Below are 23,395 nucleotides of genomic sequence, written 5' to 3'. Positions count from 1 at the left end.
CCTGGCCGATGGTCACCAACATTCCTACCCCACCCGAGGGGGAACGGCCCGGCTGAAACCGCTCAGCGCCCGTAGAGGACCCGTACCAACCGCAGCACGTGCCGCATGGTGCGCCCGCTGCGCTCGTAGGTCATCGGGTTGAGCAGCCCGCCGAACTTCTTGCGGGTCACGGAGTGCGCGTAGGTGAACTCGCGCAGCCCGTCCTCGCCGTGGATGCGGCCGAACCCGGACTCCCCGACCCCGCCGAACGGCAGCCCCGGCACGGACGCGTACGCCAGCACCGAGTTGATCGACACCATGCCGCAGCGCAGCTTGGCCGCGATCTCCTCGCCCCGGTTGCGCGAGTACACCGTCGCCCCCAGCCCGTAGGCCAGCGAGTTCGCCTTGCGCACGGCCTCGTCGGCGTCGGCCACGCGGGTCACCACCAGGGTCGGCCCGAACGTCTCGTCCGTGACCGCCGTGGAGTCGTCCGGCACGTCCACCAGCACGATCGGCTCGACGTACGGCGGCCGGATCGACTCCAGCCCGCCCACGAGCGCCTTGCCGCCCTTGTCCAGCGCGTCGGCGACGTGCGACTGGATGACGTCGACCTGCTTGGGCATGGTGATCGGCCCGAAGTCCGCGTCCGGCTCGCCGCCGGGCCGCAGCTTCTTCGCCTTGTCCACCACCAGCTTCACGAACTGGTCGTACACGGCGTCGGCCACGTACACCCGCTCGACGCCGGCGCACGTCTGCCCGGAGTTGAAGATCCCGCCCCACACCGCGCCCTCGGCGGCGGCGGCCACGTCCGCGTCCTCGGCGACGATCAGCGGGTCCTTGCCGCCGCACTCGACCAGCACCGGCGTCAGGGTCGCGGCGCACGCCGCCATGACCTTCTTGCCGGTCGGCGTGGACCCGGTGAACGCCAGCTTGTCCACCCCGGCCCCGCACAGCGCCGCGCCGGTCTCCCCGAACCCGGTCACCACCTGCAGCACCGGGTACTCGGGCACCACCTCGGCGAAGGTGTCCTCCAGGAACACCCCGACGCCGGGCGTGAACTCGCTCGGCTTGAACACCACCGCGTTGCCGGCGGCCAGCGCGTACGCGATCGACCCCATCGGCGTGAACGCCGGGTAGTTCCACGGCCCGATCACGCCCACCACGCCCAGCGGCCGGTACTCCAGCGACGCCGAGTGGTTGTACATCAGCATCCCCGGCGACACGCGCCGCTTGCCGAGCACCTTCGGGGCCTGTTTCGCCGCCCAGTGCAGGTGGTCGATCACCAGGGCGAGCTCGGTGCGGGCGTCGTCGGCGGACTTGCCGGTCTCCGCGCAGATCAGCGCCTGGAACTCGTCCAGCCGCTTGACCAGCACCTTCCGCCACGCGTCCAGCCGCGCCTTGCGCCCGTCGAAGCCCAGCTCGTCCCAGAAGGCCGCCGCCACCCGCGCGCGCTCGACCGCCGCCCGCACCTCGGTCTCGCCGTGCACGGAGTGGTGGGCGATCACCTCACCCGTGCGCGGGTCGAGCGAGGCGAACCGCTTCTGCTCGTCCGCGGCCCGCGGCGGAGTCGTGGGGGCGGTCTGCGTCATGGAGGCCCTCCAAGGTGCGCGAAGGTGTTACTGGAGAGTAACGGGTAACAAGCGCTCCCGTCAGCCCCCGTTCAGCAGAGGTCACCCCTTGGGGAGCTTGGGCAGGACGCCCTTCGCGAAGCCCACCGCCGCCGCGCACCGGTCGAACTCGTACTTCTTCGCGCCCGCCGACTTGACCTCGACGACCTCGCCGTCGTCGTCGGAGTCCATCCGCTGGACCCACTTCACCGAGCACGACGGGAACGCGCCCGAGCTGTCCAGCTGGTAGGCCTTCACGCCGCCGCCCAGGTCGATCTCGGTCTGCTTGTCGTCGAACTTGCGGTCCTTCGGGACGAACGTCGAGCGCAGGTCGAAGGTCAGCTCCCGGTCGTTGGCGACCCACGAGCAGCTGTGCAGGCCGTACGGGTACTGCCGGTTCGACGCGGTCGCCGCCGCCTCCACCACCGCCTTCTCCGGCAGCGCGCACGGGTCGAGGGTGATCAGCGAGTCCCTCGCCGGGGTGCGGACCGCGCCGCGGTCGCGGATCGTCTTCAGCGCCGCCTCCAGCACCTTGCGGCCCGGGGTGCACGCGTCGGCGTCCTTGTAGCCGATCTGCACGGTCATGCCCAGCGGCGGCTTCTCCTGCGTGATGGCCGAGACGAAGCAGGCGTCGTTGTCGAGGGTCTGCTCGTAGCTCTTGAGGCCGGCGAGGGTCTTGTCCGCGTTCTTCAGCTCGGTCGTCATGGTCTGGCCGACCTCGATGGTGACCGCGAGGTCCTTGCCGGAGGCGTCCTCCATGTAGTTGGAGCAGCGGCTGAAGCCGGTCGCGGAGACCTGGCCGGGCTTGCCGAACTGCTCCAGCAGCTTGCGGTCCAGCAGCTTGCACGGGTCGACCAGGCGCAGCTTGTCCGGCGCGAAGGCGGCCTCGACCGGCCGGCCGTCGGCGGGCGTGGTCGGCTGGGTGCCCGACTCCGACACCGCCTCCGCGTTCGCCTTCACGGTCGAGCGCGGGTACGGCTTGTGCTTGGCGAGGTCGGTGCCGGCGCAACCGGCGACGACGAGGAGCGCGCACAGGACGGCGACGAGTCGATGCACGGGGTGCACGGTAGCGATCGACTGCGCCATCCGTGGCGAGAACCCTGTGTTCGACCTCACCAGCGGCTTCGGAAACGATCCAGAAGATCAACGCGCTGTACTCGGTAGGACACCCCGAGAAAGGAGCACCCGAGTGCGCATGCGCATCCGACGCGCCATCCGCCGATTCGACGCCTGGACGATCGAGGCGTTCAACCCGGTCTACCCCCGGCGCTGAGCTACACCTGGTCACCCGCCTCGACGTCACCGTCGACGTCGTCGGGGACGACCACCGGCCGCGCGAACGTCCACACGGCGAACACCGCGGCCAGCACCACCATCCCGAGCCCGCTCCACAGGTTGATGTTGAGCCCGTCGGCCCGGTCCAGGTCGGCCTCCTCGGTGAAACCGAGCCCGACCACCACCAGCACCACCCCGTAGACCGCGAACAGCATCGCGATCACCAGCCGCAGGTCGAACAGACCGGCCTTGCGCACCATGTCGATCCCTCCCGGTCAGCCGAAGACGATGTTGAGGACGACGGTCAGCACCAGCACCCCGACGCCCAGCAGCACGGGCGAGCGGTACCAGCCGGCGTCTTCGCCGGTCGCGGAGTGCCGCCGGTCCTCCTTGGGCGTGAGGCTCCACACCAGCCCGACCAACTGCTTCTCCGGCACCGGCCGCGTCGCCATCGTGACCGCGACGCTGACCACGATGTCCACCACGAACGCCGCGCCCGCGCCGACGAAGCTCGCGCCCTGGCCCGGCAGGTCCACCGCGCCGGTCTCGGCGAGCACGAACACGACGACGGCGGCGAGCGTGCCCGCGACCAGGCCGGACCAGCCGGCGGCGGCGGACATGCGCTTCCAGAACATGCCCAGGATGAACGTGGCGAACAGCGGCGCGTTGAAGAACGAGAACAGCGCCTGGATGTAGTCCATGATGTTGCCGTAGCCGGCGGCCAGGAACGCGGTGCCGATGGCGACCAGCGTGCCGCCGATGGTGGCCAGCCGGCCGATCCGCAGGTAGTACTCGTCGGGCCGGTCCTTGCGGATGTAGTCCTGCCAGAGGTCGTAGGTGAAGACCGTGTTGAACGAGGACACGTTGGCCGCCACGCCGGCCATGAACGACGCCAGCAGACCCGTGATGGCGATGCCGAGCATGCCGTTGGGCAGCAGTTCGCCGATCAGCGCGGGCAGGGCGTTGTTGTAGACGATGCCGCCGCTGTCCCCGCCGGACTTCAGCGCGGCCAGTTCCGGCACCACGACCGCCGCGATGATGCCCGGGATGATGATCACGAACGGGATGAGCGCCTTGGGGTACGCGCCGATGATCGGCGTGCGCCTGGCGGCGGACATGCTCTTGGCCGACAGCGCGCGCTGCACCTCGGCGAAGTTGGTCGTCCAGTAGCCGAACGAGAGCACGAAGCCCAGGCCGAACACGATGCCGATGACGCTGAGCACCGGGTTCTGGATGCCGGTCAGCTCGGTCGCGGGCCACGCGGAGAGCTGCTCGGCCCCGCCCGGTCCGCCGGTGACCTTGTCCACCAAGCCCTGCCAGCCGCCGACCTTGTGCAGGCCGACGATCGTCAGCGGCAGCAGCGCGGCGACGATCACGAAGAACTGGAGCACCTCGTTGTAGATGGCGGCGGACAGGCCACCCAGGGTGGTGTAGGTGAGCACGATCGCCGCCGCGATCACGACGGACAGCGGGATCGGCCAGCCGAGCATGAGGTTGAGCAGGAAGGCCAGCGCGTACAGGTTGACGCCCGCGATGAGCACCTGGGCGGCGGCGAAGCTGATGGCGTTGACCAGGTGCGCGCCCTTGCCGAAGCGGCGGCGCAGGAACTCCGGGACGCTGCGGACCTTCGAGCCGTAGTAGAAGGGCATCATCACCAGGCCGAGGAACACCATGGCCGGGATCGCGCCGATCCAGTAGTAGTGCACGGTCGCCATGCCGTACTGCGCGCCGTTGGCCGCCATGCCGAGCAGCTCGATCGCGCCGAGGTTGGCGGAGATGAAGGCCAGGCCGGTGACCCACGCGGGCAGGGAGCGGCCGGAGAGCAGGAAGTCCAGGCTGGAGGACACCGAGCGGCGGGCCAGGAAGCCGATGCCCAGCACGAACGCGAAGTAGACCGCGAGCAGCGCGTAGTCGAGCGGACCGGCGTCGAGCCGGAGGTCTGCCTCAGCGAGCACGGGCACCGTCGCCCACCTCCCCATTCAACAATCTCGAACAACATCGGACACTACCGCACACCCGATCTGGCTGACGCTAGTGCACCGGAGTGGATCTCGCCGATCTGAACTACCCGGGCCTAAACCCCGTAGTCCCGGGCGTGACCCCAACAGGTGAAGCGACCGCGTACGGCGTCGACTACACGGCCCGCGAGCTCATGCCGTGGGAGTTGGCCCAGTACACCCGAACCGGCGGCTACGACCTGCGGTTCCTGTTCCGGCCCGTCGGCTACCCGACCAACCCGCGCTGCGTGAGCCACCAACCCGGCGCGCTGGCACGGCACCGCGCGGCGGGGCGGCTCGTGCTGCTCTACCACCGGCTCGGCGAGGCCGACGCGCGCGGCGGGCGGGACGCCGGGTACGGGCACGCCCTGGCCGCCGTGACCGACGCGGCGGCCGAGGACTACCCCGACCACTTGCCGCTGGTGTTCGTGCTGTCGACCGTGCCGGGGGTGCCCGCGTCCCTGGCCGCGGAGTACCTGGAGGGCGCGGCATCGGTGGCCGGCTTCGAGCGCACGTGGTGCGCGGGCCCACCCGACCTGGTGCACCCGTTGTTGTCCCGCGAGGCGGCGGCGGGCTACGTCCTGCACGGCCCGGCGTCGGCCATGCGCGACGGCATCGCGTTCCGCCAGTGGACCGACCGCCGCGTGTACCCGGGCCGCATCGACGCGGGACTGGTCACCGCGCACGTGGACCTGGCCGAGTTCGAGCGTTACCGGGTGAGCACGAACGGTGTTTCCGCGTAGACGGGACCGGCGGTCGCGCCGATGAGGAATTGCGCGCCGGGCGTGGAATCGCGGAATGATTCCGGCACCCGCACCGCGATGTCGGCGAAGCGCCCGGCGGCGTCGGTGGTGGTGTCCCCGACCCGCTGCCCGTGGAACGTGAAGACGACTCGCGCGTTCGCGGGGTACCCCTCACCGCTGAGCCGCACCTCGCCACCGGCCTTGCCGGACAACGGTTGCGCCGCGAGGTGCGCCGACGCGACGACGGCCGAACTGGACCCCTGGACGAGCGGCGGCAGGACGTCGTCCTCGGCGGCGCAGCCGGACCCGAGGAGAACCCCGGAAAAGATCAAGACGACCCAGCCGGATCTTCGTCTTCGTCCGCGCACCGCGCACTCTCCAGGGTGATTTCGCCGGGGGGCGTAAAGCGTATATCGGCGAATTCACCCTGCCACGCGGCCGAACGGCCGATGTCTACGGCAGCATTGCCGCGAGCGGCTCACCCAACGCGCCGAAAGACCCGATCAATGCGGACAGGGCCGACGCCAAGCCGCCACCGGCACCCGCCAGCGCGCCCGCCGACCGGAGCAGGCCGACGACCCGGCCGACGCGCCCGACCGCCTGGCTCGGGTCGCCGCCCACGGCGTCGAGCTCCGCATCGACCTCCGCCCGGACGGCGGGCGGCAGGGGCACGTTCCGCACCTCCTCGCGCACGCGGTCGACCAGGGCGTTGTAGGTGGCGTTGCCGATGTGGACGGTCTGGTTCCCCTCGGCGTTGTTGATCACTCCGGCGTGCTGGCTGCCGATGTTGATGGCCATTGCTGCCTCCTCAGTGGTGGCGGACCGGAAAACGCGCGTCCACCTTGCGCTTGCGCGCGGTCGCGACGACGTGCAGCACGATCCCCGCGATCAGCAGCACGTTGCCGATCCCGCAGACCGCCCAGCCGATGAGCCCGACGGGCATGCCGCCGACCCGCGGGCCCATGAAGTCGAACTGGAAGTCGGGCATGACGCCGGGCTCGGCCGGCAGGTCGAGGGCCTCGCCCAGGTCGCTCATCGTCCGCAGGATCATCGCGGCGAACACAGCGCCTCCGCCCACGATCATCGCCGCGCCGATCCAGATCAGGCGGGTGGCGCGGGTGCGGGTGGCGGCGATCTCGCGCAGGAACCCGTCCCGCTGCTGCAGGACGTACTGGTCGCGCCCGACGTTGTTGATCACGTCCGCGCGCTGCTCGGGGATCTCGAAGTGCGCCCCGCGCGGTTCGCGGACCGGCTCGTACAGCCCGGTGGCGGTGCCGTCGTAGGACTCCTCGAACCGCAGCTCGACGCCGCCGAACCCGACCACGTCACCGTGCCGGAGCGGGCGGGCGACCGACACCGTGCTCCCGTTGACGGCGGTCCCGTTGGTGGACCCGAGGTCCTCGACCACGACCCGCCCACCCCGCCGCACGAGCGCCGCGTGGCACGAGCTGACCGACCGGTCGGGGATCCGGATGTCCACCCCACCGGCCCGCCCGACCACGGCCCGCTCGGCGGCCACGACGAACGCCGCCCCCTTCAACGAGGCGGGCCTCACCACCACGAGCCGAGCCGCCATGACGCCCTCCGCCGGTCAGCACAATCCGCTGCACCAGAATGAGCAACCGGGGAACCACCCGGATACAGCCGGCGCGAGGCCGTCACCCGTTCGAGTGACGGCCAGGCGGGTCGGGTGACCGGGCGGTTCGAGTGGTAGGGCGGATCGGGTGACCGGGCGGCCGGTCAGAACAGGCGGAACTCGTCCGGTTCGATGCCGCGCAATGCGTCGTAGTCCAGCACCACGCACCGGATGCCGCGGTCCTCGGCGAGCGTCCGCGCCTGGGGCTTGATCTGTTGCGCCGCGAACACGCCGCGCACCGGGGCGAGCAGCGGGTCGCGGTTGAGCAGGTCCAGGTAGCGGGTCAGCTGCTCGACGCCGTCGATCTCGCCGCGGCGCTTGATCTCGACCGCCACCGACGCGCCGGTCTCGTCGCGGCACATCAGGTCGACCGGGCCGATGGCCGTGGGGTACTCGCGGCGGACCAGGGTCCAGCCCTCGCCGAGGGTCGTCACGTGTTCGGCCAGGAGTTTTTGCAGGTCCGCTTCGACGCCGTCCTTCACCAGGCCCGGTTCGGGGCCCAGCTCGTGCTTCGAGTCGTGGAGGACCTCGGCCAGGGTGATGATCAGCTTCTCGCCCGCCTTGTTCTGCACGACCCACATGTCCGGGTCCTCGATGAGCCAGCACGGCGGGCTCATCCAGTTCAGCGGCTTGAACGCCCGGTCGTCGGAGTGGATGGACACCGAGCCGTCCGCCTTGATCAGCAGCAGGCGCTGGGCCATCGGCAGATGGGCCGTGAGGCGTCCGACGTAGTCGACCTGGCAGCGAGCGATGACGAGGCGCACGGTCGGACAGGCTACGGGGTGCGAGGGGCAGGGCACCGGCAGGTACCGTCGGGCGTCGTGTCACTGCTTCGCACCAAACCCGTGGAACGCACGCCCGAAACCGGTCTGCGGCGCACGATGGGGCTGGTCCCGCTGGTCGCCCTCTCCGTGGGCGCGACGCTGGGCACCGGCATCTTCGTGGTGCTCGGGCAGGCCGCGCCGGTCGCCGGGCCGGCGGTGGCGGTGTCGTTCGTCGTGGCCGCGTTGGCCGCGTTGTTCTCCGCCTTGTCCTACGCCGAACTGGCGGGTGCGGTGCCGGTGTCGGGGTCCGCCTACTCCTACACCTACGCCACGCTGGGCGAGTTGGTGGCGTGGGTGTGCGGGTGGTGCCTGCTGCTGGAGTACGGCGTGTCCGTGGCGGCGGTCGCGGTGGGGTGGAGCGGGTACCTCAACGCGTTCCTGTACGCGACCGTGGGGTGGCAACTGCCGGCCGCGTTGTCCGGGGACGTGGTGAACCTGCCGGCGGCGGTCGTGGTGTTGTTGGCCACGGCGGTGTTGTTGGGTGGGGCGAAGGAGAGTGCGCTCGTCACGACGGTGACGACCGTGTTGAAGGTCGCCGTCCTGTTGTTCTTCGTCGCGGTCGCGGTGTTCGGGTTCCAGCAGGAGAACCTCACGCCGTTCGCGCCGGCCGGGGTCGCGGGCGTGACCGGTGCCGCTTCGCTGGTGTTCTTCTCGTTCATCGGGTTCGACGCCGCTTCGACCGCCGGTGAAGAGGCGCGCAACCCGCAGAAGGACTTGCCGCGGGCGATCGTGATCTCGCTGGCCATCGTGACCGTGGTGTACGTGCTGGTGGCGCTGACGTCCGTGGGCGCGGTCGGGATCGGGGTGCTGGAGGGGTCGGACGCATCGCTGGCCACCGTGCTGCAGCACGTGACCGGGGCGTCGTGGCCGTCGGTCGTGCTGTCGGCGGGTGCGGTGGTCGCCATCGCGTCCGTCGTGTTGACCGTCCTCTATGGACAGACGCGGGTGCTGGTGGCGATGTCCCGGGACGGGCTCGTGCCGCCGGTGTTCGCCCGGATCGGACCGCGCCGGGTGCCCACCGCGAACACGCTCATCGTCGGCGTGGCGGTCGCGGTGCTCGCCGCACTGGTGCCGCTCGGGCAGCTCGCGGAGGCCACGAGCATCGGCACGCTGGTGGCGTTCGGCCTGGTCAACGTGGGTGTCATCGTGCTGCGGCGGACCCGGCCCGACCTGCCGCGCGGTTTCCGCACGCCGTGGGTGCCGGTGGTGCCGCTGCTGGGGCTGGCGATGTGCGTGCTGCTCGTCGCGGGGCTCGCGCCGGTGACCTGGTTGGCGTTCGGGATCTGGTCCGTGGTGGGGTTGGTGGTGTACTTCGCCTACGGGCGCAGGCGCTCGCAGCTGGCACAGGGAGAGTGATCGTGGAGACCCTCGGATCACGCGAGGTGTACGCGAACCCGTGGATGACGGTCCGCGAGGACCCGATCCGGCGCGCCGACGGCACGACCGGCATCTACGGCGTGGTGGACAAGCCGGACTACGCGCTGGTCATCCCGCTGGACGGGGAACGGCTGCGGCTGGTCGAGCAGTACCGCTACCCGCTGGGCATGCGGCGCTGGGAGTTCCCCCAGGGCACCGCCCCGGAACGCGCCGACACCGACCCGCTCGCGCTGGCCGAGCGCGAGCTGCGCGAGGAGACCGGGCTGCGCGCCGGGAAGCTGGTCGAACTGGGGCTGCTGGACGTGGCGCCGGGCATGTCCAGCCAGCGCGGCCGGGTGTTCCTGGCCACCGAGCTGACCGAGGGCTTCCACGAGCGGGAGCCCGAGGAGCAGGACATGCGCTCGGCGTGGTTCCCGCGGGCGGAGTTCGAGGCGATGGTGGCGCGCGGCGACATCACCGACGCCCAGTCGATCGCCGCCTACACCCTGCTCCTGCTGCACGAGCACGCCCAGCCGTGACCGGGGTCGAGGAGCTGCTGTCCGCCGACGTCCTGGCCTTCGCCGACGACCTGGCGGACCTGCTGGTGGACGCGGTGGACGGCGGCGCGTCCGTGGGCTTCCTGGCTCCCCTGCCGCACGGTCGGGCCGCGGCGTGGTGGAAGTCGCGGGCGGCGGCCGTGGCCAACGGGGTGCTGTCGGTGTGGGTGGCCCGCGTGGACGGCCGGATCGCCGGCACCGTGCAGGTGGCGTCGGTGACGACCCCCAACGGCACCCACCGCGCCGAGGTGCTGAAACTGCTGGTGCACCGCGACTTCCGGGGCCGGGGCCTGGGCCGTGACCTGCTGGCGACCGCCGAGAAGGGCGCGGCGGCGCACGGGGCGTCCCTGCTGGTGCTGGACACCCAGACCGGGTCGCCCGCCGAGGGGCTGTACCGGTCGGCGGGGTGGACGGAGGCGGGCGTGATCCCGGACTACGCCGCCGACCCGAGCGGGGTGCTGCGGCCGACGACGCTGTTCTACAAGAGGGTCTGATCGAATTCGGCGGCGAGCGGAGCCGCCACGCGCCAAGATGCGTCCGACACTCGACCGGGAGGACGACGTGGACTGGCAGAAGATCGGCGCGGTGGCGGGTGTCGTGAGCGCGGCACTGGCCGTGGTGGGGCTGTTCATCGCGCTGGCCGCGTGGCTGAAACCCCAGTCGCCCTCCGCCGAGGCACCCACCACGACCTCGGCGGCCACCGCGGCTCCGGCAGCGGCAACCACGACCACGACCACCAAACCCGGGTACGTCGAGGTGTACCGCGACAAACCACTGGCACTCCCCGCCGGCGCACTGGGCCGCCGCGCGTTCGTCGACCTGGACAAGCCATCGGTGGACTCGTCCGGCTCCCCGGCGGTCGACCGCATCGAAGCCGCCGCCGAGTTCAGCTACGACGACGACGGCCGCTTCACGACGGTGCTGACCAAGAACGGCGCCAAGCTCGGCTTCGGCACCACCGCCACCACACCGGAACAGTGCCTCGACGCCGTGGACACCCAACCGATGGGCAGGGACGAACCGGTCGGCACCGCGTCCCGCATCGAGGTGGGCACCAGGTTGTGCGCGCTCACCGGCAACGGCAACGTGGGCATGCTGGAGGTGACGGAACTCGGCCCTCCGGAGCCCTGGGGCGGCACCGTCGCCCTCAAGGCAACGCTGTGGAAGAAGTCGCCCTAGCCCCACCACCCGCGCAGCGAGCCCTTCGGCGGACCCGGCAGTCCACCTGCCCTGCCGGATGGCAGTCCCCGGCGAAGCCGGCGAGTCGGCAGTCCACCGGTGAGGACTCAACTGCCACTGCGGGGGCTTCTTGCTTTTGTCATCTCCGTATGGCCTGCCCGAAGGGCTACCACATTTTCCAGGGGTTGCAGCCGAAAGTTTTGCGAGGAACGAGCAAAAGTTTTAGCGGCAACCCCTGGAAAATGTGGTAGGCTCCGCCAGGCCATACGGAGATGACAAAAGCAAGAAGCCCCCGCAGTGGCAGTTGAGTCATCTTTGGTGGCCTGCCCGCCGGCGAGGCGCTTTTCGCTTTTAAGCGCTTTAAACCGGAACGCTTCGCTCTCAAGCCGAACGCGCTTCGCGCTCTTGGGAGCGCTTCGCGCTCGAAAGATGAAAAGCGGCGCTCGCCGCGCGGCAGGCCGCCAGCGGGGGGTGAAGGGCGTCGGTTCCCCCGCCGTATGGCCTGGCGGAGCCAACCACAGATTTCCCGGGGTGCCGCTAAAACTTTTTGCTCGTTCCTCGCAAAAACTTTCGGCTGCACCCCGGCAAATCTGTGGTAGCCCTTCGGGCAGGCCATACGGCGGGGGAACCGAGGCCCTCCACCTGTGGTTGGGACCACGACACAGCGCGCTGCGCGCGCCGAAAAGCACGTGCTGCGCGTGCTGAAAGCAGTGCTGTGCGTGAGGGAGTGGGCGGAGACTAGTCGGTCCAGTTCGCCGGCCGCTTCTCCAGGAACGACGACATGCCCTCCTTGGCCGCCGGGGTTTGGGACGCCGCCGCCATCACCTCCACCGCGATCGCGTAGGCGTCCGCCTCCGGGCGGTCGAGTTGGGCGTAGATGGTCTGCTTGCCCAGGGCTTTGCTGGCCCGGCTGCCCCGGGTGGCGCGGCGCATCAGGTCGTCGACGGCCTCGTCCAACTCCGCCAAGGGCACCACCCGGTTCACCAAGCCCCACTGTTCGGCGGTCCGGGCGTCGATCACGTCGCCGGTCAGGGCCAGTTCCATCAGGCGCTTGCGGCCGATCGCGCGGGCCACCGGGACGGCCGGGGTGTGGCAGAACCAGCCGCCCTTGCCGCCGGGCAGCGCGAAACCCGCCTCCTCCGCCGCCACGGCCAAGTCGCAGGACGCCACCAGCTGGCAGCCGGCCGCGGTCGCCAGGCCGTGCACGCGGGCGATCACCACCTGCGGGATGGACTCGATCGTGCGCATCAGGTCCGTGCACAGGGTCAGCAGGTCGCGGACGCCTTCCAGGTCGCGGGAGGCCACGTCGGCGAAGTCGTGGCCGGCCGAGAAGACCGGGCCTTCGCCTGCCAGCACCACGCCGACCGCGTCCGTGCCGGCGACCGCGCGGAACGCCGCCAGCAGTTCGGCGAGGTGGTCGTGGGACAGCGAGTTGCGCTTGCTCGCGCGGTCCATCGTGACGCGGACGACGTGGTCTGCCTCTTCGACGCGAATGTGCTGGTACTCGGCCATGTTCCGACCGTAGTCCGCCGTGCAACCGCCCGCTGTGGGCGTTCCGTCCTCCGGGCATGAGAAGAGGACTGCTCGTGCTCGCGCTGGTCGGGCTGCTGGCGGGGTGCGGCGCCCACAACGGCATCGGGCGCGGTCCGACCCTGCCGACCGAGGCCGCCGCGCCGGTCGACTTCCCGGTGGACGCCAAGCCCCGGCCGATCGTGCTGATCGGGCCCCGGGTGGAAGTGGTGGACGGGTACCGGTCCGACGGGGAGAAGGTGGGCGCGATGGAGGGCGGGTTCGAGTTCGTCGGCACCCCGCCCGCCACGCCGGAGCCGGCCCAGGTCACGCTGCCCGACGGGCCGGCGCAGGTGGCGTTCCTGCCGATGGCCGACGCCCTGCAGGCGGTGAGCGCGCCGCCGCGTGGCAAGGGGCAGCAGAACGCGCCCGTGCGGCTGGTGAGCGCCGAGTTCGGCACGGCGGAGTTCAGCACGGACCGGGGGCGGTTGCCGCTGCCCGCGTGGCGGTTCACCACCGAGGCGGGCAGCGTCCTGGCCACGCCCGCGCTCGCGCCCGACCTGTTCTGGAAGCTCGGCGAGGTGCGGCCGGCGGTGACGACCAACGCCACCGGCGACGGCGTGGACCTGACCGTGTCCATGCCCGCGGCACCCACGCCGTGCCCGGGCGACGAGCCCGCGCGCAACGAGCCCGTGGTGACCGAGTCGGCGACGGCGGTGACCGTCACCGTGCGGACGGTCGGCACGGTCGGCGACTGCCCCCGGACGCTGGCGCTGACGCTCCAGCCCTACCCGGTGAAGCTCGCGTCTCCGCTGGGCAACCGGCTGCTGGTGGACGGGCAGGGCGGGGTCGTGGCCGTCACGAAGCGGTAGGGACGCGGAAGGTGCGGCGGTAGGCGTCGGGCGCGACCCCGAGTTCGGCGCGCAGCCGCCGCCGCAGGTTGGCCGCCGTGCCCAGCCCGGACCGCTGCGCGACCCGGTCCACCGGCAGGTCCGTGGTCTCCAGCAGCCGCTGCGCGAGCAGGACCCGCTGCTTCTGCAGCCACCGGCCGGGCGTGCTGCCGGTGGCGGCGAGGAACACGCGGTGGAACGTGCGCTCGCTCAGGCCCGCGTGGTCGGCGAGGTCGGTGACGCCGATCGGCTCGGTCAGCCGGTCCACCGCCCAGTCCACTGTGGACGCGATGCCGTCCCGTCCCGGCTGCCGCGGCAGGGGCGGGTCGACGTACTGGCGTTGGCCACCCTCCCGCGCGGGAGGCATGACCAGGCGGCGTGCGAGGGCGGCGGCGACGTCCGCGCCGTGCGCCCGGCGGACCAGGTGCAGGCACAGGTCCAGCCCGCCGACGACACCGGCCGAGGTGAGCACGCGGCCGTCGTCGGTGAACAGGACGTCCCGCAGGACGGTGGCGGTCGGGGCGGCGCTTTCGAGGGCGTCCAGCAGGCGCCAGTGCGTGGTCGCCTCGCGCCCGTCGAGCAGGCCGGCGGCGGCGAGCGTGAACGCGCCCGAGCACAGCGCGGCGACCGTGCCGTCGAACGCCCTCAGCGCCCGGATCGCCGACCCCGGCACCTCCGCCGACGGGTCGACGCGGCCCGGGACGACCACGAGGTCGCAGTCGGCGAGCCCGGACAGCCCGTGCGTGGCGGGCACCAGCCCGACCGGGTGCATGGGCGTGGCCGCCCGCCCCGGCGCGCACAGCCGCACCTCGAACGGGCCGATCCCGCTGTCGGACCGGTCCACGCCCCACACCTCGCCGACCACCGAGATGTCGAACGTGCGGCTGCCGGGCAGCACCAGCACTCCCACCGTGCGCATGGCAGGAAAGTACCGGATCGCGCCGGTCCTGCCACTCGTGCCCGGGTCGGCGCAGGGCGAAGACTGGCCGCCATGACGAACACCGCGCTGATCATCGTCGACGTGCAACGGGGTTTCGACGACCCGGTGTGGGGCCGGCGCAACAACCCCGACGCCGAGGCCAACATCGCCGCACTCCTGGACTCCTGGGACGGCCCGCTGGTCTACGTGCGGCACGACTCCACCAAGCCCGGCTCGCCCCTGGCCCCCGGCGGCGAGGGCAACCGCTTCAAGCCCGAACTCGACCGCGCGACCCCGGACCTGGTGTTCGGCAAGAAGGTCAACTCGGCGTTCCACGGCGAGGTGGACCTGCACGCGTGGCTGACCAACCGGGGCATCAACGACGTCGTGCTGGCCGGCATCCAGACCAACATGTGCGTCGAGACCACCGCCCGCGTGGGCGGCAACCTGGGCTACCGCGTCAAGGTCGTCCTCGACGCGACCTTCACCTTCGACCTGGAGGACCTGACGGCGGACCAGCTCGCCGCCGCCACGGCGACCAACCTGCGTGGCGGCGGCTTCGCCGAGATCGTGTCCACGAAGGACATCACCGGCGGCTGACCTACAGGCCGCGGGCCTGGCGGACCACCGAGACGATCTCGTCCATGATCTGGGTCAGCTCGTAGTCCTTGGGCGTGAACACCCGGGCGATGCCGCGGTCGATCAGCTTCGCCGCGTCGTCCGGGGGCACGATGCCACCCACGATGACCGGCACGTCACCCGCGCCGGCCGCGCGCAGGCCGTCGACCACCGCGGGCACGACCTCCAGGTGCGAGCCGGACAGGATGGACAGGCCGACCACGTGCACGTCCTCCTGCACGGCCGCCGCCACGATCTGCGCCGGGGTCAGGCGGATGCCCTGGTAGACCACCTCGAAACCGACGTCCCGCGCCCGCACGGCCACCTGCTCGGCGCCGTTGGAATGGCCGTCGAGGCCCGGCTTGCCGACCAGGATGCGCAGGCGCTCGCCCAGCTCCTCACCGGTCGCCCGCACACGCTCGCGGACGCGGGCGATCTCCGCACCGGCCTCGCCGGACGCCGAAGCGGCCGAAACGCCGGTGGGGGCGCGGTATTCGCCGAACGTCTCGCGCAACGCCGACGCCCACTCCCCGGTCGTCACACCGGCCTTGGCGCACGCGATGGTGGCCTCGACCAGGTTCTGGTCGGTCTTCGCAGCCGCCCGCAGAGCGTCCAAAGTGGACTCGACAGCGGCGTTGTCCCGGGAAGCCCGCCACGCCTTGATGGCCTCGACGGCGTGCTGCTCCACGATCGGGTCGATGGTCTCGATCGCCTGCGCGCCCTCGGCCTGCAACGGCGACGGCTCGGTGGTGGCGAACTTGTTCACGCCCACCACGACGTCCTCGCCGGCCTCGATCCGCCGCCGCCGTTCGGCCAGCGACGACACCAGCTGCGACTTCATGTACCCGGACTCGACGGCCGCCACCGCGCCGCCCATCGCCTGCACGCGGTCGATCTCCTCGCGCGCGCCGGCCACGATCTCCGCCACCTTGGCCTCGATGACGTGCGACCCGGCGAAGATGTCCTCGTACTCCAACAGATCCGTCTCGTAGGCCAGCACCTGCTGCATGCGCAGCGCCCACTGCTGGTCCCACGGCCGCGGCAGGCCGAGGGCCTCGTTCCACGCGGGCAGCTGGATCGCGCGGGCGCGGGCGTCGCGGGACAGGGTCACCGCGAGCATCTCCAGCACGATCCGCTGGACGTTGTTCTCCGGCTGCGCCTCGGTCAGGCCCAACGAGTTGACCTGCACGCCGTAGCGGAACCGGCGGTGCTTGGGGTTCTCGATGCCGTACCGGTCGCGGGTGATCTCGTCCCACAGCTGGACGAACGCCCGCATCTTCGCCATCTCCTCGATGAACCGCACACCGGCGTTCACGAAGAACGAGATGCGCGCGACGACCTCGCCGCGCCGCTCCTCGGGCACCTGGCCGGAGTCGAACACCGAGTCCAGCACGGCGATCGCGGTGGACATCGAGTACGCGATCTCCTGCGCCGGCGTCGCGCCGACCTCCTGCAGGTGGTACGAGCAGATGTTGATCGGGTTCCACTTCGGCACGTTCGCGACGGTCCAGGCCACCATGTCGGTGATCAGCCGCAGGCTGGGACCGGGCGGGAACACGTACGTGCCGCGGGACAGGTACTCCTTGATGATGTCGTTCTGCGTCGTGCCGGCCAGGGCCGCGCGGTCCGCGCCCTGCTCCTCGGCGACGCTGACGTACAGCGCGAGCAGCCACATGGCGGTCGCGTTGATGGTCATCGAGGTGTTCGCCTCGCCCAGCGGGATCTGGTCGAACAGCGCCCGCATGTCGCCGATGTGGCTGATCGGGACGCCGACCTTGCCGACCTCGCCCTTGGCGAGCTCGTCGTCGGGGTCGTACCCGGTCTGGGTGGGCAGGTCGAACGCCACGGACAGACCGGTCTGCCCCTTGGCCAGGTTGCGGCGGTAGAGCGCGTTGGACGCGGTCGCGCTGGAGTGCCCCGCGTAAGTCCGCATCACCCAGGGGCGGTCGCGCTCACGGTCGGCCGGATACGGCACGGCTGCCTCCTACGACGTTGTTCTCCGTAGCGTACTGACGGGTAACACACGCCGCGCGTGGCGTTGCCCACTGAATCGAGCCCGGAGGACCATGGGTGCCGTGACCGCGCTCACCCAGACCCTGCTGCTGCTCGTGGTGTTCGTGGGACTCGCCTTGGTGCTGCGGTGGGCGTTCGGCAACGACCGCCGCGGGGTGCCCGACCTCACCGGCGACGACTTCGGGCTCCTGGTGGAGGTGGCCGTGCTGCCGACCGCGGAGGCGGCGGACGTGCTGGCCAAGCGGTTGCGGGACGCCGGGATCAGGGTCACCGTGGTGCTCCGGGGCGCCGGGCACCGCCTGCTGGTCTTCCCCGCCGACGTGCCCGACGCGAAGCTCCTGCTGAAGGGGTCGCCATGACGATCGGCCTGTCCCGCGTCGCCGGTGCCGAGGAGGACATCTCCCTGGACGAGCTGCGGCTCGCCGCCCGCAACCACGGGCTGCCCCTGGAGGCGCTGCGCTACGACGTGACCCCGGAGGGCCTGCACTACCTGCTGATCCACTACGACATCCCCCACGTCGACGCGGACGCGTGGCGGCTGGACGTCCTGGGCCGGCGCTACTCCCTGGACGATCTGCGCGCGCTGCCCGCCGTGACCGCCCGCGTGACGCTGGAGTGCGCCGGCAACGGCCGCGCCAAGCTCCACCCGCGCCCGGTGAGCCAGCCGTGGCTGGACGAGGCCGTCGGGTGCGCGGAGTGGACCGGGACCCCGTTGGCCCCGCTGCTGGCCGACCTGCCACCGGACGCGGTGGACGTCGTGTTCACCGGTGCCGACCACGGCGTGGACCGGGGCGTCGAGCAGGACTACCAGCGGGCGCTGCCGGTGGCGGAGGCGCTGCGCGAGGACGTGCTGCTGGTGTACGCGATGAACGGCCGCCCGCTGCCGCCCCAGCACGGTTACCCGCTGCGGCTGGTCGTGCCCGGCTGGTACGGCATGGCCCACGTTAAGTGGCTGTGCTCGGTCACCGCCCAGGACCACCGGTTCGAGGGCTTCCAGCAGGCGGTGGCGTACCGGATCAAGCAGGAGGCCGACGAGGACGGCGTGCCGGTGACCCGGATCCTGCCCAAGGCCCTGCTCGCCCCGCCCGGCTTCCCCGACTTCATGACCCGCCGCCGGTTCGTCCGGGCCGGCCCGGTCCTGCTGCACGGCCGCGCGTGGTGCGGGTTCGCGCCGATCGCCCACGTCGAGGTCGGCGTGGACGGCGGGTGGCAGGAGGCGAAGCTCGACCCGCCCACCGACCCCCACGCGTGGCGGCGCTTCGAGCACGTGTGGGACGCGACCCCCGGCGACCACGAGCTGAGCGTGCGGGCCACCGACGCCGAGGGCCGCACCCAGCCCGTGGACCAGCCGTGGAACCGGCAGGGCATGGCCAACAACATGGCCCAGCGCGTGCCGGTGACCGTCAGGCCGTGACCCGCTCCACGGTCGCGCCGAGCTTGCGCAGGTTCTCCACGAAGCCCGGGTAGCCGCGCTCGATGTGGAAGATCTCGTACACCTCGGTCACGCCGTCCGCGCACAGCCCGGCCAGCACCAGCCCCGCGCCCGCGCGGATGTCCGACGCCCACACCGGGGCGCTGGACAGCTTCTCGACGCCCCGCACGACCGCGTGGTGCCCATCAGTGCGCGCGTCGGCCCCGAGCCGCACCATCTCCTCGATGAACCGGAACCGCGCCTCGAACAGGTTCTCGGTGATCATGGACGTGCCCTCGGACACGCTGGACAGCGCGATCGCGAACGGCTGGAGGTCGGTCGCGAAGCCCGGGTAGGGCAGCGTCACGAAGTCCACCGACTGCGGCCGGTCGTTCTGCACCACGCGGAAGCCGTCCGAGTCGAAGGTGGTGACCTCCGCGCCCGCCATGCGCAGTTTCTCCAGCACCAGGTCCAGGTGGTGCGGGTTCACGCCGCGCACGGTGATGTCACCCCGCGTCATCGCGGCCGCGAACGCCCAGGTGGCGCCCACGATCCGGTCGCCGATGACCCGGTGCTCGGTCGGCTGGAGCGACTCCACCCCGTGCACGGTCAGCGTGGACGTGCCCGCGCCCTCGATCTTCGCGCCCATCTGCTGGAGCATCACGCAGATGTCGACGATCTCCGGCTCGCGCGCCGCGTTGTCGATGACCGTCGTGCCGTTCGCCAGCACCGCCGCCATCAGGATGTTCTCGGTCGCGCCGACACTGGGGAAGTCCAGCCAGATCTGCGCGCCGTGCAGCCCCTCGGCCTCGGCGACCACGCACCCGTGCTCGATCTCGCTGTGCGCACCGAGCTTGCGCAGACCGCTCTGGTGCATGTCCAAGGGCCGGGACCCGATCGCGTCCCCGCCGGGCAGCGCCACCACCGCGCGCTTGCAGCGGCCGACCAGCGGCCCCAGCACGCACACGGAGGCCCGCAGCTTGCCCATCGCCTCGGAGTCGGCCCGGTGGTTGAGCTCCTTGGGCGTGGTGATCGTGGCGACGTCGCCGGCGAGCGTGACCTCGCAGCCCAGGCTGCGCAGGACGTCGGCCATCAGCGGCACGTCCAGGATCTCGGGGCAGTTGGTGATGGTGGTCGTGCCCTCGGCCAGCAGGGCCGCCGCCATCAGCTTCAACACGCTGTTCTTGGCACCGACGACGTCGACCTCGCCGACCAGCCGCGCACCGCCCTGGACCCGGAAGTGTTCGCTCACCAAGGAAACTCCTCATCCGGTTGTGGTTGCGCCGCAATCGTACGGATGCACTGAATCAAGCCAGTGCCCGGAGCCCCTTACAGTGCAGGACATGGCGGTTCACCTCACCAGGATCTACACCCGCGTGGGCGACGACGGCACGACGGGCCTGGGCGACTTCAGCCGAGTCCCCAAGACCTCGCCCCGGATCACGGCGTACGCGGACTGCGACGAGACCAACGCGGCCTTGGGCGTGGCCCTGGCCCTGGGCGCGCTGGCGGAGGACGTCGCGGGTGTCGTGCGGAAGGTCCAGAACGACCTGTTCGACGTGGGCGCGGACCTGTGCACCCCGATCGTCGAGGACCCGAAGTACCCGCCGTTGCGCATCACGCAGCCCTATGTGGACCGCCTGGAGGCGTGGTGTGACGAGTACAACAGCCGGGTCGGCAAGCTGGAGTCGTTCATCCTCAACGGCGGCACCCCCGGCGCGGCACTGCTGCACCAGGCACGCACGATCGCGCGCCGGGCAGAACGCTCGACGTGGGCACTGATCGAGGCCGAGCCGGAGACGACGAACGTCCTGGCGGCCAAGTACCTGAACCGGCTGAGCGACCTGCTGTTCATCCTGGCCCGGGTCGCCAATCCCGACGGTGACGTCCTCTGGCAGCCAGGCGGCAACGCCTGACCCAAACCCCCCAGGCTGCCGCACGTGCTTTTCGGCGCGCGCAGCGCGTGCTTTTGCGTAGTGGTCTCAACCACAGGTGGAGGGCCTCGGTTCCCCCGCCGTATGGCCTGCCCGAAGGGCTACCACGCTTTCGGTCGGGTGCAGCCGAATTTTTTGTGAGGGACGAGCAAAAAATTTAGCGGCACCCGGCCGAAAGTGTGGTTGGCTCCGCCAGGCCATGCGGTGGGGGAACCGACGCCCTTCACCCCCCGCTGGCGGCCTGCCGCGCGGCGAGCGCCGCTTTTGATCTTTTGATCCTTCGAGCGCTTCGCGCGTACCAGCGCGAAGCGCGTTCGGCTTGAGAGCGAAGCGTTCCGGCTCAAAGATTAAAAGCGCCTCGCCGGCGGGCAGGCCACCAAAGATGACTCAACTGCAACGGCGGGGGCTTCTTGCTTTTGTCATCTCCGTATGGCCTGGCAGAGCCTACCACATTTTCCAGGGGTTGCCGCTAAAACTTTTGCTCGTTCCTCGCAAAACTTTCGGCTGCAACCCCTGGAAAATGCGGTAGCCCTTCGGGCAGGCCATACGGAGATGACAAAAGCAAGAAGCCCAGGTTGGGTTGTGTCCTCTCCGGAGGACTGCCACTCGGCAAGGCGGACTGCCGCTCGGTGGGCGGACTGCCACTCAGTGGGGCGGAACGGGGCGGATCAGGAAGCCCAGGGGATGGAGCGGCCGGGTGGGGCGGATTCGAGCCAGGACAGGAAGCCGGTCAGTGCGTCCGGGCCCATGGCGATTTCGACCGCCTCGCCCTTCGTCCCGCTGCAACGCAGCACGACCGCGCCCTGGGGCATGGCGTATGCCTCGGACGCGGTCGGTTCCCGTCGGTCGTCGATCTCGAAGCCGTCCCGGTAGATCACGCGGTCCGGGCCGGTGCGCAGGCTCAGTGCGCGCGACCACACGAACTCGTCGCCCCGGTAGTGCCCCACGCCCAGGTGCCAGCCCCGGCCGCCCGCGTCCAAGCGGGTTCTCAGGGCCACGTGCACGCCACCGGCGCGCAGCAGGCGGATGCGGCGCCACGCGAGGTACGCGAGGACCACCACCGCGACGAACAGGACCACCCCGACGACTTCGGCGATCCCCACGGCGCTTGTCCGCTCGTCCGCGTCAGGCCGAGTGGCCCGCGGCGCGCAGCCGCGCGAGTGCCCTGGCCCGCTCCACGTCGTCCGCGTTCCCGAGCGCCGATCGGGCCTCCTCCACGTCGATCTCGTGGGCGAGTTCGGCGGCCTCGGCGAGGATGCTCACGCCGTCACCGGTGACGGAGAGGAACCCGCCGTGCACGGCCGCGGTGACCAGCTCGTTCTCGACGGTGCGGATCCGGACCACGCCACCCTCGACCAGCTGGCCCAGGACGGGCTCGTGGCCGGGCAGGATGCCGATCTCGCCCTCGGTCGTCTGCGCGACCACCGAGGTGGCCGTCCCGGACCACAGGCGGCGTTCCACGGCGACCAACTGGACGGTCATCTCGGCCACGCGCATCTCCCTTGTCTGGCACTGGAGTCGTGTGCAGTCTAAACGGTCGCCCGAACGACCCGCCGCCCCAGCCACCCCGAGCGCCGCGCTGCGTGTGGTACCACCCGCCTGGGGGTCACCCCGACGGCGGTCGCGGTGATTGCGCCGAGCGCCGCGGCCGCGCGGGTTTTCCGGTGAGTGGAAGACTGGAACCGTGTCGTCGGTCCCCGTCTCGCTGCTCGGCCGGGCGTTCGCGCTGCTGTCCGTGTTCACCGCCGACCGGCCCTCGGCGACGCTGTCCGAGCTGAGCCGCCACTCCGGCCTGCCGCTGAGCACGACCCACCGGCTGGTGCGGGAACTGCTCGCGCACCGGGCGCTGGAGCGCGACCGCGACGGCCGCTTCTGGATCGGGTTGCGGCTCTACGAGCTGGGTGCCCTGTCCCCCGGCGCGCTGGACCTGCGGGAGCGGGCGTTGCCGTACCTGGAGGACCTGGTCGAGGTGACCCGGCACAACGTGCAGCTCGCGGTGCGTGACGGCCTGGAGGTCGTCTACGTCGAGCGCCTGTCCGCTGTGGACGCCGTCAGCATCCTGACCCGCATGGGGTCGCGCATGCCCCTGCACGCCACGGGCGTGGGACTCGTCCTGCTGGCGTTCGCGCCGCACGACGTCCAAGAGGAAGCGTTGGCGGCGCCTTTGAAGCGCTTCACGTCCCGCACCATCGCCACACCCAAGGCCCTGCGCACGGCACTGGCCACCGTCCGCCGTGACGGCTACGCCATCTCCGACCGCCAGATCGAGCCCATCACGCACTCGGTCGCGGCTCCCGTGCGCGGGTCGTCCGGCGAGGTGGTCGCCGCGGTCTCGGTCGTGGTGCCGGTGGAGACCGCCACCGACACCGTTCTCCCGGCCGTACGGGCCTGTGGCCGCGCGATCTCCCGCGCGATGGGGTGGCGCTCCTAAGCGGGCACGGGAGGGCGGCGACGGGCCAGCAGGGCGGTGAACTCGGCCAGCTGCTCGGGCGTCATCGCGCTCTTGGGCACGGCCGTCGCCTGGATCCTGCCCAGGACCAGCAGCCACGCCTCGGGCGTCTCCACGACCTTCTCCATGGCCTCCCACCGGATGCGCGTCTGGAAGGCCGGGTAGGAGAACGACACCCACTCCTCGTCCGCGTCCAACCGGAAGTCCGCCTTGATCCCGGCCCACTGCTGCTTGACCGAGTTGCCGATCAGGTACGGCTTCATCGCGAACGTGAAGAACAGCCCCAGCACGATCACCGGCGCCCACAGGTACAGCGGCCACACACCCGTCACCGCCATGATCACGGCACCGCCCGCCATCGCCAGCCCGGCCGGCCGGAGCCGCTTCAGGTGCGGCCGGAGCATGTACTCGATCGTCCGGCGCAGCAGCGTCTCGTCGTAGGGCACGTGGACGTACGAGGTCATGGCCGGCAGCCTAGCGACGCTCGCGCACCGGCTGG

26 protein-coding genes are annotated in these 23,395 nt (G+C 71.1%); 11 read left to right on the top strand and 15 right to left on the bottom strand.

From position 1 onward, the window contains the following. Nucleotides 1-62 precede the first annotated feature (62 nt). The 4 genes from DFJ66_RS30050 to DFJ66_RS30035 form a co-directional block, all read right to left on the bottom strand. Nucleotides 63-1,568 carry an aldehyde dehydrogenase family protein gene (locus DFJ66_RS30050; RefSeq protein ID WP_121226071.1) on the bottom strand — a complete coding sequence of 502 codons (1,506 nt, stop codon included), beginning with the start codon at nt 1,566-1,568 and terminating at the stop codon, nt 63-65. Nucleotides 1,569-1,649: 81 nt separating this feature from the next. Beyond that, nucleotides 1,650-2,642, bottom strand: a complete 993-nt coding sequence (locus tag DFJ66_RS30045) for a hypothetical protein (RefSeq protein WP_147459401.1) — start codon at nt 2,640-2,642, stop codon at nt 1,650-1,652. A gap of 218 nt (nt 2,643-2,860) precedes the next feature. After that, on the bottom strand, nt 2,861-3,121 hold the full coding sequence (locus DFJ66_RS30040) for a hypothetical protein (protein ID WP_121226066.1): 261 nt from the start codon (nt 3,119-3,121) through the stop codon (nt 2,861-2,863). A gap of 15 nt (nt 3,122-3,136) precedes the next feature. After that, nucleotides 3,137-4,822 (bottom strand): sodium:solute symporter family protein, encoded by a 1,686-nt coding sequence (locus DFJ66_RS30035; RefSeq protein ID WP_121226064.1) that lies wholly within the window; start codon nt 4,820-4,822, stop codon nt 3,137-3,139. A 134-nt stretch (nt 4,823-4,956) separates the two neighbouring features. On the opposite strand from DFJ66_RS30035, the gene DFJ66_RS30030 reads away from it, so the two are divergent. Further along, nucleotides 4,957-5,601 (top strand): hypothetical protein, encoded by a 645-nt coding sequence (locus DFJ66_RS30030; RefSeq protein ID WP_121226062.1) that lies wholly within the window; start codon nt 4,957-4,959, stop codon nt 5,599-5,601. Here the strand turns inward: DFJ66_RS30030 and DFJ66_RS30025 are convergent. From DFJ66_RS30025 to nucS, 4 genes are all read right to left on the bottom strand, one after another. After that, the gene (locus DFJ66_RS30025) at nt 5,568-5,969 is read right to left on the bottom strand and encodes a hypothetical protein (protein WP_147459400.1); all 402 of its coding nucleotides are present in this window, start codon (nt 5,967-5,969) and stop codon (nt 5,568-5,570) included. The genes DFJ66_RS30030 and DFJ66_RS30025 overlap by 34 nt on opposite strands. Before the next feature lie 85 nt (nt 5,970-6,054). Next, nucleotides 6,055-6,399, bottom strand: coding sequence for a hypothetical protein (locus DFJ66_RS30020; protein ID WP_121226058.1), 345 nt, complete (start codon nt 6,397-6,399; stop codon nt 6,055-6,057). 10 nt (nt 6,400-6,409) lie between these two features. Continuing rightward, nucleotides 6,410-7,177 carry an FHA domain-containing protein gene (locus DFJ66_RS30015; protein WP_121226056.1) on the bottom strand — a complete coding sequence of 256 codons (768 nt, stop codon included), beginning with the start codon at nt 7,175-7,177 and terminating at the stop codon, nt 6,410-6,412. A 164-nt stretch (nt 7,178-7,341) separates the two neighbouring features. Further along, nucleotides 7,342-8,001, bottom strand: coding sequence for an endonuclease NucS (gene nucS / locus DFJ66_RS30010; protein WP_121231943.1), 660 nt, complete (start codon nt 7,999-8,001; stop codon nt 7,342-7,344). A gap of 117 nt (nt 8,002-8,118) precedes the next feature. Here nucS and DFJ66_RS30005 point away from each other — a divergent pair, with 117 nt between their 5' ends. From DFJ66_RS30005 to DFJ66_RS29990, 4 genes are read left to right on the top strand one after another with little or no spacing between them, the layout of a single operon-like run. Further along, nucleotides 8,119-9,417 (top strand): amino acid permease, encoded by a 1,299-nt coding sequence (locus DFJ66_RS30005; protein WP_397556347.1) that lies wholly within the window; start codon nt 8,119-8,121, stop codon nt 9,415-9,417. 2 nt (nt 9,418-9,419) lie between these two features. Beyond that, complete coding sequence (locus DFJ66_RS30000; RefSeq protein WP_170199741.1) at nt 9,420-9,956, top strand: NUDIX domain-containing protein; 537 nt, start codon at nt 9,420-9,422, stop codon at nt 9,954-9,956. After that, entirely contained in the window at nt 9,953-10,468 is a 516-nt protein-coding gene (locus tag DFJ66_RS29995; RefSeq protein WP_121226052.1) for a GNAT family N-acetyltransferase, read from the top strand. Before DFJ66_RS30000 ends, DFJ66_RS29995 begins: the two co-directional genes overlap by 4 nt. Nucleotides 10,469-10,505: 37 nt before the next feature. After that, nucleotides 10,506-11,153 (top strand): hypothetical protein, encoded by a 648-nt coding sequence (locus DFJ66_RS29990; protein ID WP_121226050.1) that lies wholly within the window; start codon nt 10,506-10,508, stop codon nt 11,151-11,153. Nucleotides 11,154-11,891: 738 nt separating this feature from the next. On the opposite strand, the gene DFJ66_RS29985 is transcribed toward DFJ66_RS29990, so the two are convergent. Next, the gene (locus DFJ66_RS29985) at nt 11,892-12,665 is read right to left on the bottom strand and encodes an enoyl-CoA hydratase-related protein (protein WP_121226048.1); all 774 of its coding nucleotides are present in this window, start codon (nt 12,663-12,665) and stop codon (nt 11,892-11,894) included. Nucleotides 12,666-12,721: 56 nt separating this feature from the next. On the opposite strand from DFJ66_RS29985, the gene DFJ66_RS29980 reads away from it, so the two are divergent. Continuing rightward, nucleotides 12,722-13,534, top strand: coding sequence for a hypothetical protein (locus DFJ66_RS29980; protein WP_121226046.1), 813 nt, complete (start codon nt 12,722-12,724; stop codon nt 13,532-13,534). Here DFJ66_RS29980 and DFJ66_RS29975 read toward each other — a convergent pair. After that, the gene (locus DFJ66_RS29975; protein ID WP_121226044.1) at nt 13,521-14,471 is read right to left on the bottom strand and encodes a GlxA family transcriptional regulator; all 951 of its coding nucleotides are present in this window, start codon (nt 14,469-14,471) and stop codon (nt 13,521-13,523) included. The genes DFJ66_RS29980 and DFJ66_RS29975 overlap by 14 nt on opposite strands. Nucleotides 14,472-14,543: 72 nt before the next feature. On the opposite strand from DFJ66_RS29975, the gene DFJ66_RS29970 reads away from it, so the two are divergent. Next, the gene (locus tag DFJ66_RS29970) at nt 14,544-15,071 is read left to right on the top strand and encodes a cysteine hydrolase family protein (protein ID WP_121226042.1); all 528 of its coding nucleotides are present in this window, start codon (nt 14,544-14,546) and stop codon (nt 15,069-15,071) included. A gap of 1 nt (nt 15,072) precedes the next feature. Here DFJ66_RS29970 and DFJ66_RS29965 read toward each other — a convergent pair whose 3' ends face one another. Further along, nucleotides 15,073-17,064, bottom strand: coding sequence for a protein meaA (locus DFJ66_RS29965; protein WP_121226040.1), 1,992 nt, complete (start codon nt 17,062-17,064; stop codon nt 15,073-15,075). A gap of 91 nt (nt 17,065-17,155) precedes the next feature. Between DFJ66_RS29965 and DFJ66_RS29960 the strand changes: the two genes are divergently transcribed. Together DFJ66_RS29960 and DFJ66_RS29955 are read left to right on the top strand one after the other, a co-directional pair. Beyond that, nucleotides 17,156-17,461 carry a hypothetical protein gene (locus DFJ66_RS29960; RefSeq protein ID WP_121226038.1) on the top strand — a complete coding sequence of 102 codons (306 nt, stop codon included), beginning with the start codon at nt 17,156-17,158 and terminating at the stop codon, nt 17,459-17,461. After that, nucleotides 17,458-18,516 (top strand): sulfite oxidase, encoded by a 1,059-nt coding sequence (locus tag DFJ66_RS29955; RefSeq protein WP_121226036.1) that lies wholly within the window; start codon nt 17,458-17,460, stop codon nt 18,514-18,516. Before DFJ66_RS29960 ends, DFJ66_RS29955 begins: the two co-directional genes overlap by 4 nt. Here the strand turns inward: DFJ66_RS29955 and murA are convergent. Then, nucleotides 18,506-19,765 carry a UDP-N-acetylglucosamine 1-carboxyvinyltransferase gene (murA, locus tag DFJ66_RS29950; protein ID WP_121226034.1) on the bottom strand — a complete coding sequence of 420 codons (1,260 nt, stop codon included), beginning with the start codon at nt 19,763-19,765 and terminating at the stop codon, nt 18,506-18,508. The two genes, DFJ66_RS29955 and murA, sit on opposite strands and share 11 nt — an antisense overlap. A 91-nt stretch (nt 19,766-19,856) precedes the next feature. Between murA and DFJ66_RS29945 the strand changes: the two genes are divergently transcribed. After that, nucleotides 19,857-20,429 carry a cob(I)yrinic acid a,c-diamide adenosyltransferase gene (locus DFJ66_RS29945; protein WP_121231941.1) on the top strand — a complete coding sequence of 191 codons (573 nt, stop codon included), beginning with the start codon at nt 19,857-19,859 and terminating at the stop codon, nt 20,427-20,429. A gap of 686 nt (nt 20,430-21,115) precedes the next feature. Here DFJ66_RS29945 and DFJ66_RS29940 read toward each other — a convergent pair. Both DFJ66_RS29940 and DFJ66_RS29935 read right to left on the bottom strand, forming a co-directional pair. After that, nucleotides 21,116-21,550, bottom strand: coding sequence for a DUF2550 domain-containing protein (locus tag DFJ66_RS29940; protein WP_121226032.1), 435 nt, complete (start codon nt 21,548-21,550; stop codon nt 21,116-21,118). Between the two features lie 22 nt (nt 21,551-21,572). Further along, on the bottom strand, nt 21,573-21,938 hold the full coding sequence (locus DFJ66_RS29935; protein ID WP_121231939.1) for a F0F1 ATP synthase subunit epsilon: 366 nt from the start codon (nt 21,936-21,938) through the stop codon (nt 21,573-21,575). 193 nt (nt 21,939-22,131) lie between these two features. On the opposite strand from DFJ66_RS29935, the gene DFJ66_RS29930 reads away from it, so the two are divergent. Further along, complete coding sequence (locus DFJ66_RS29930; protein ID WP_170199739.1) at nt 22,132-22,878, top strand: IclR family transcriptional regulator; 747 nt, start codon at nt 22,132-22,134, stop codon at nt 22,876-22,878. Here the strand turns inward: DFJ66_RS29930 and DFJ66_RS29925 are convergent. Further along, nucleotides 22,875-23,360 carry a YcxB family protein gene (locus tag DFJ66_RS29925; protein ID WP_121226027.1) on the bottom strand — a complete coding sequence of 162 codons (486 nt, stop codon included), beginning with the start codon at nt 23,358-23,360 and terminating at the stop codon, nt 22,875-22,877. The two genes, DFJ66_RS29930 and DFJ66_RS29925, sit on opposite strands and share 4 nt — an antisense overlap. Nucleotides 23,361-23,395 lie beyond the last annotated feature (35 nt).

The sequence above is a fragment of the Saccharothrix variisporea genome, assembly GCF_003634995.1.
GTDB classification, from domain to species: domain Bacteria; phylum Actinomycetota; class Actinomycetes; order Mycobacteriales; family Pseudonocardiaceae; genus Actinosynnema; species Actinosynnema variisporeum.
This window is presented reverse-complemented; position numbering and strand designations above follow the sequence as displayed.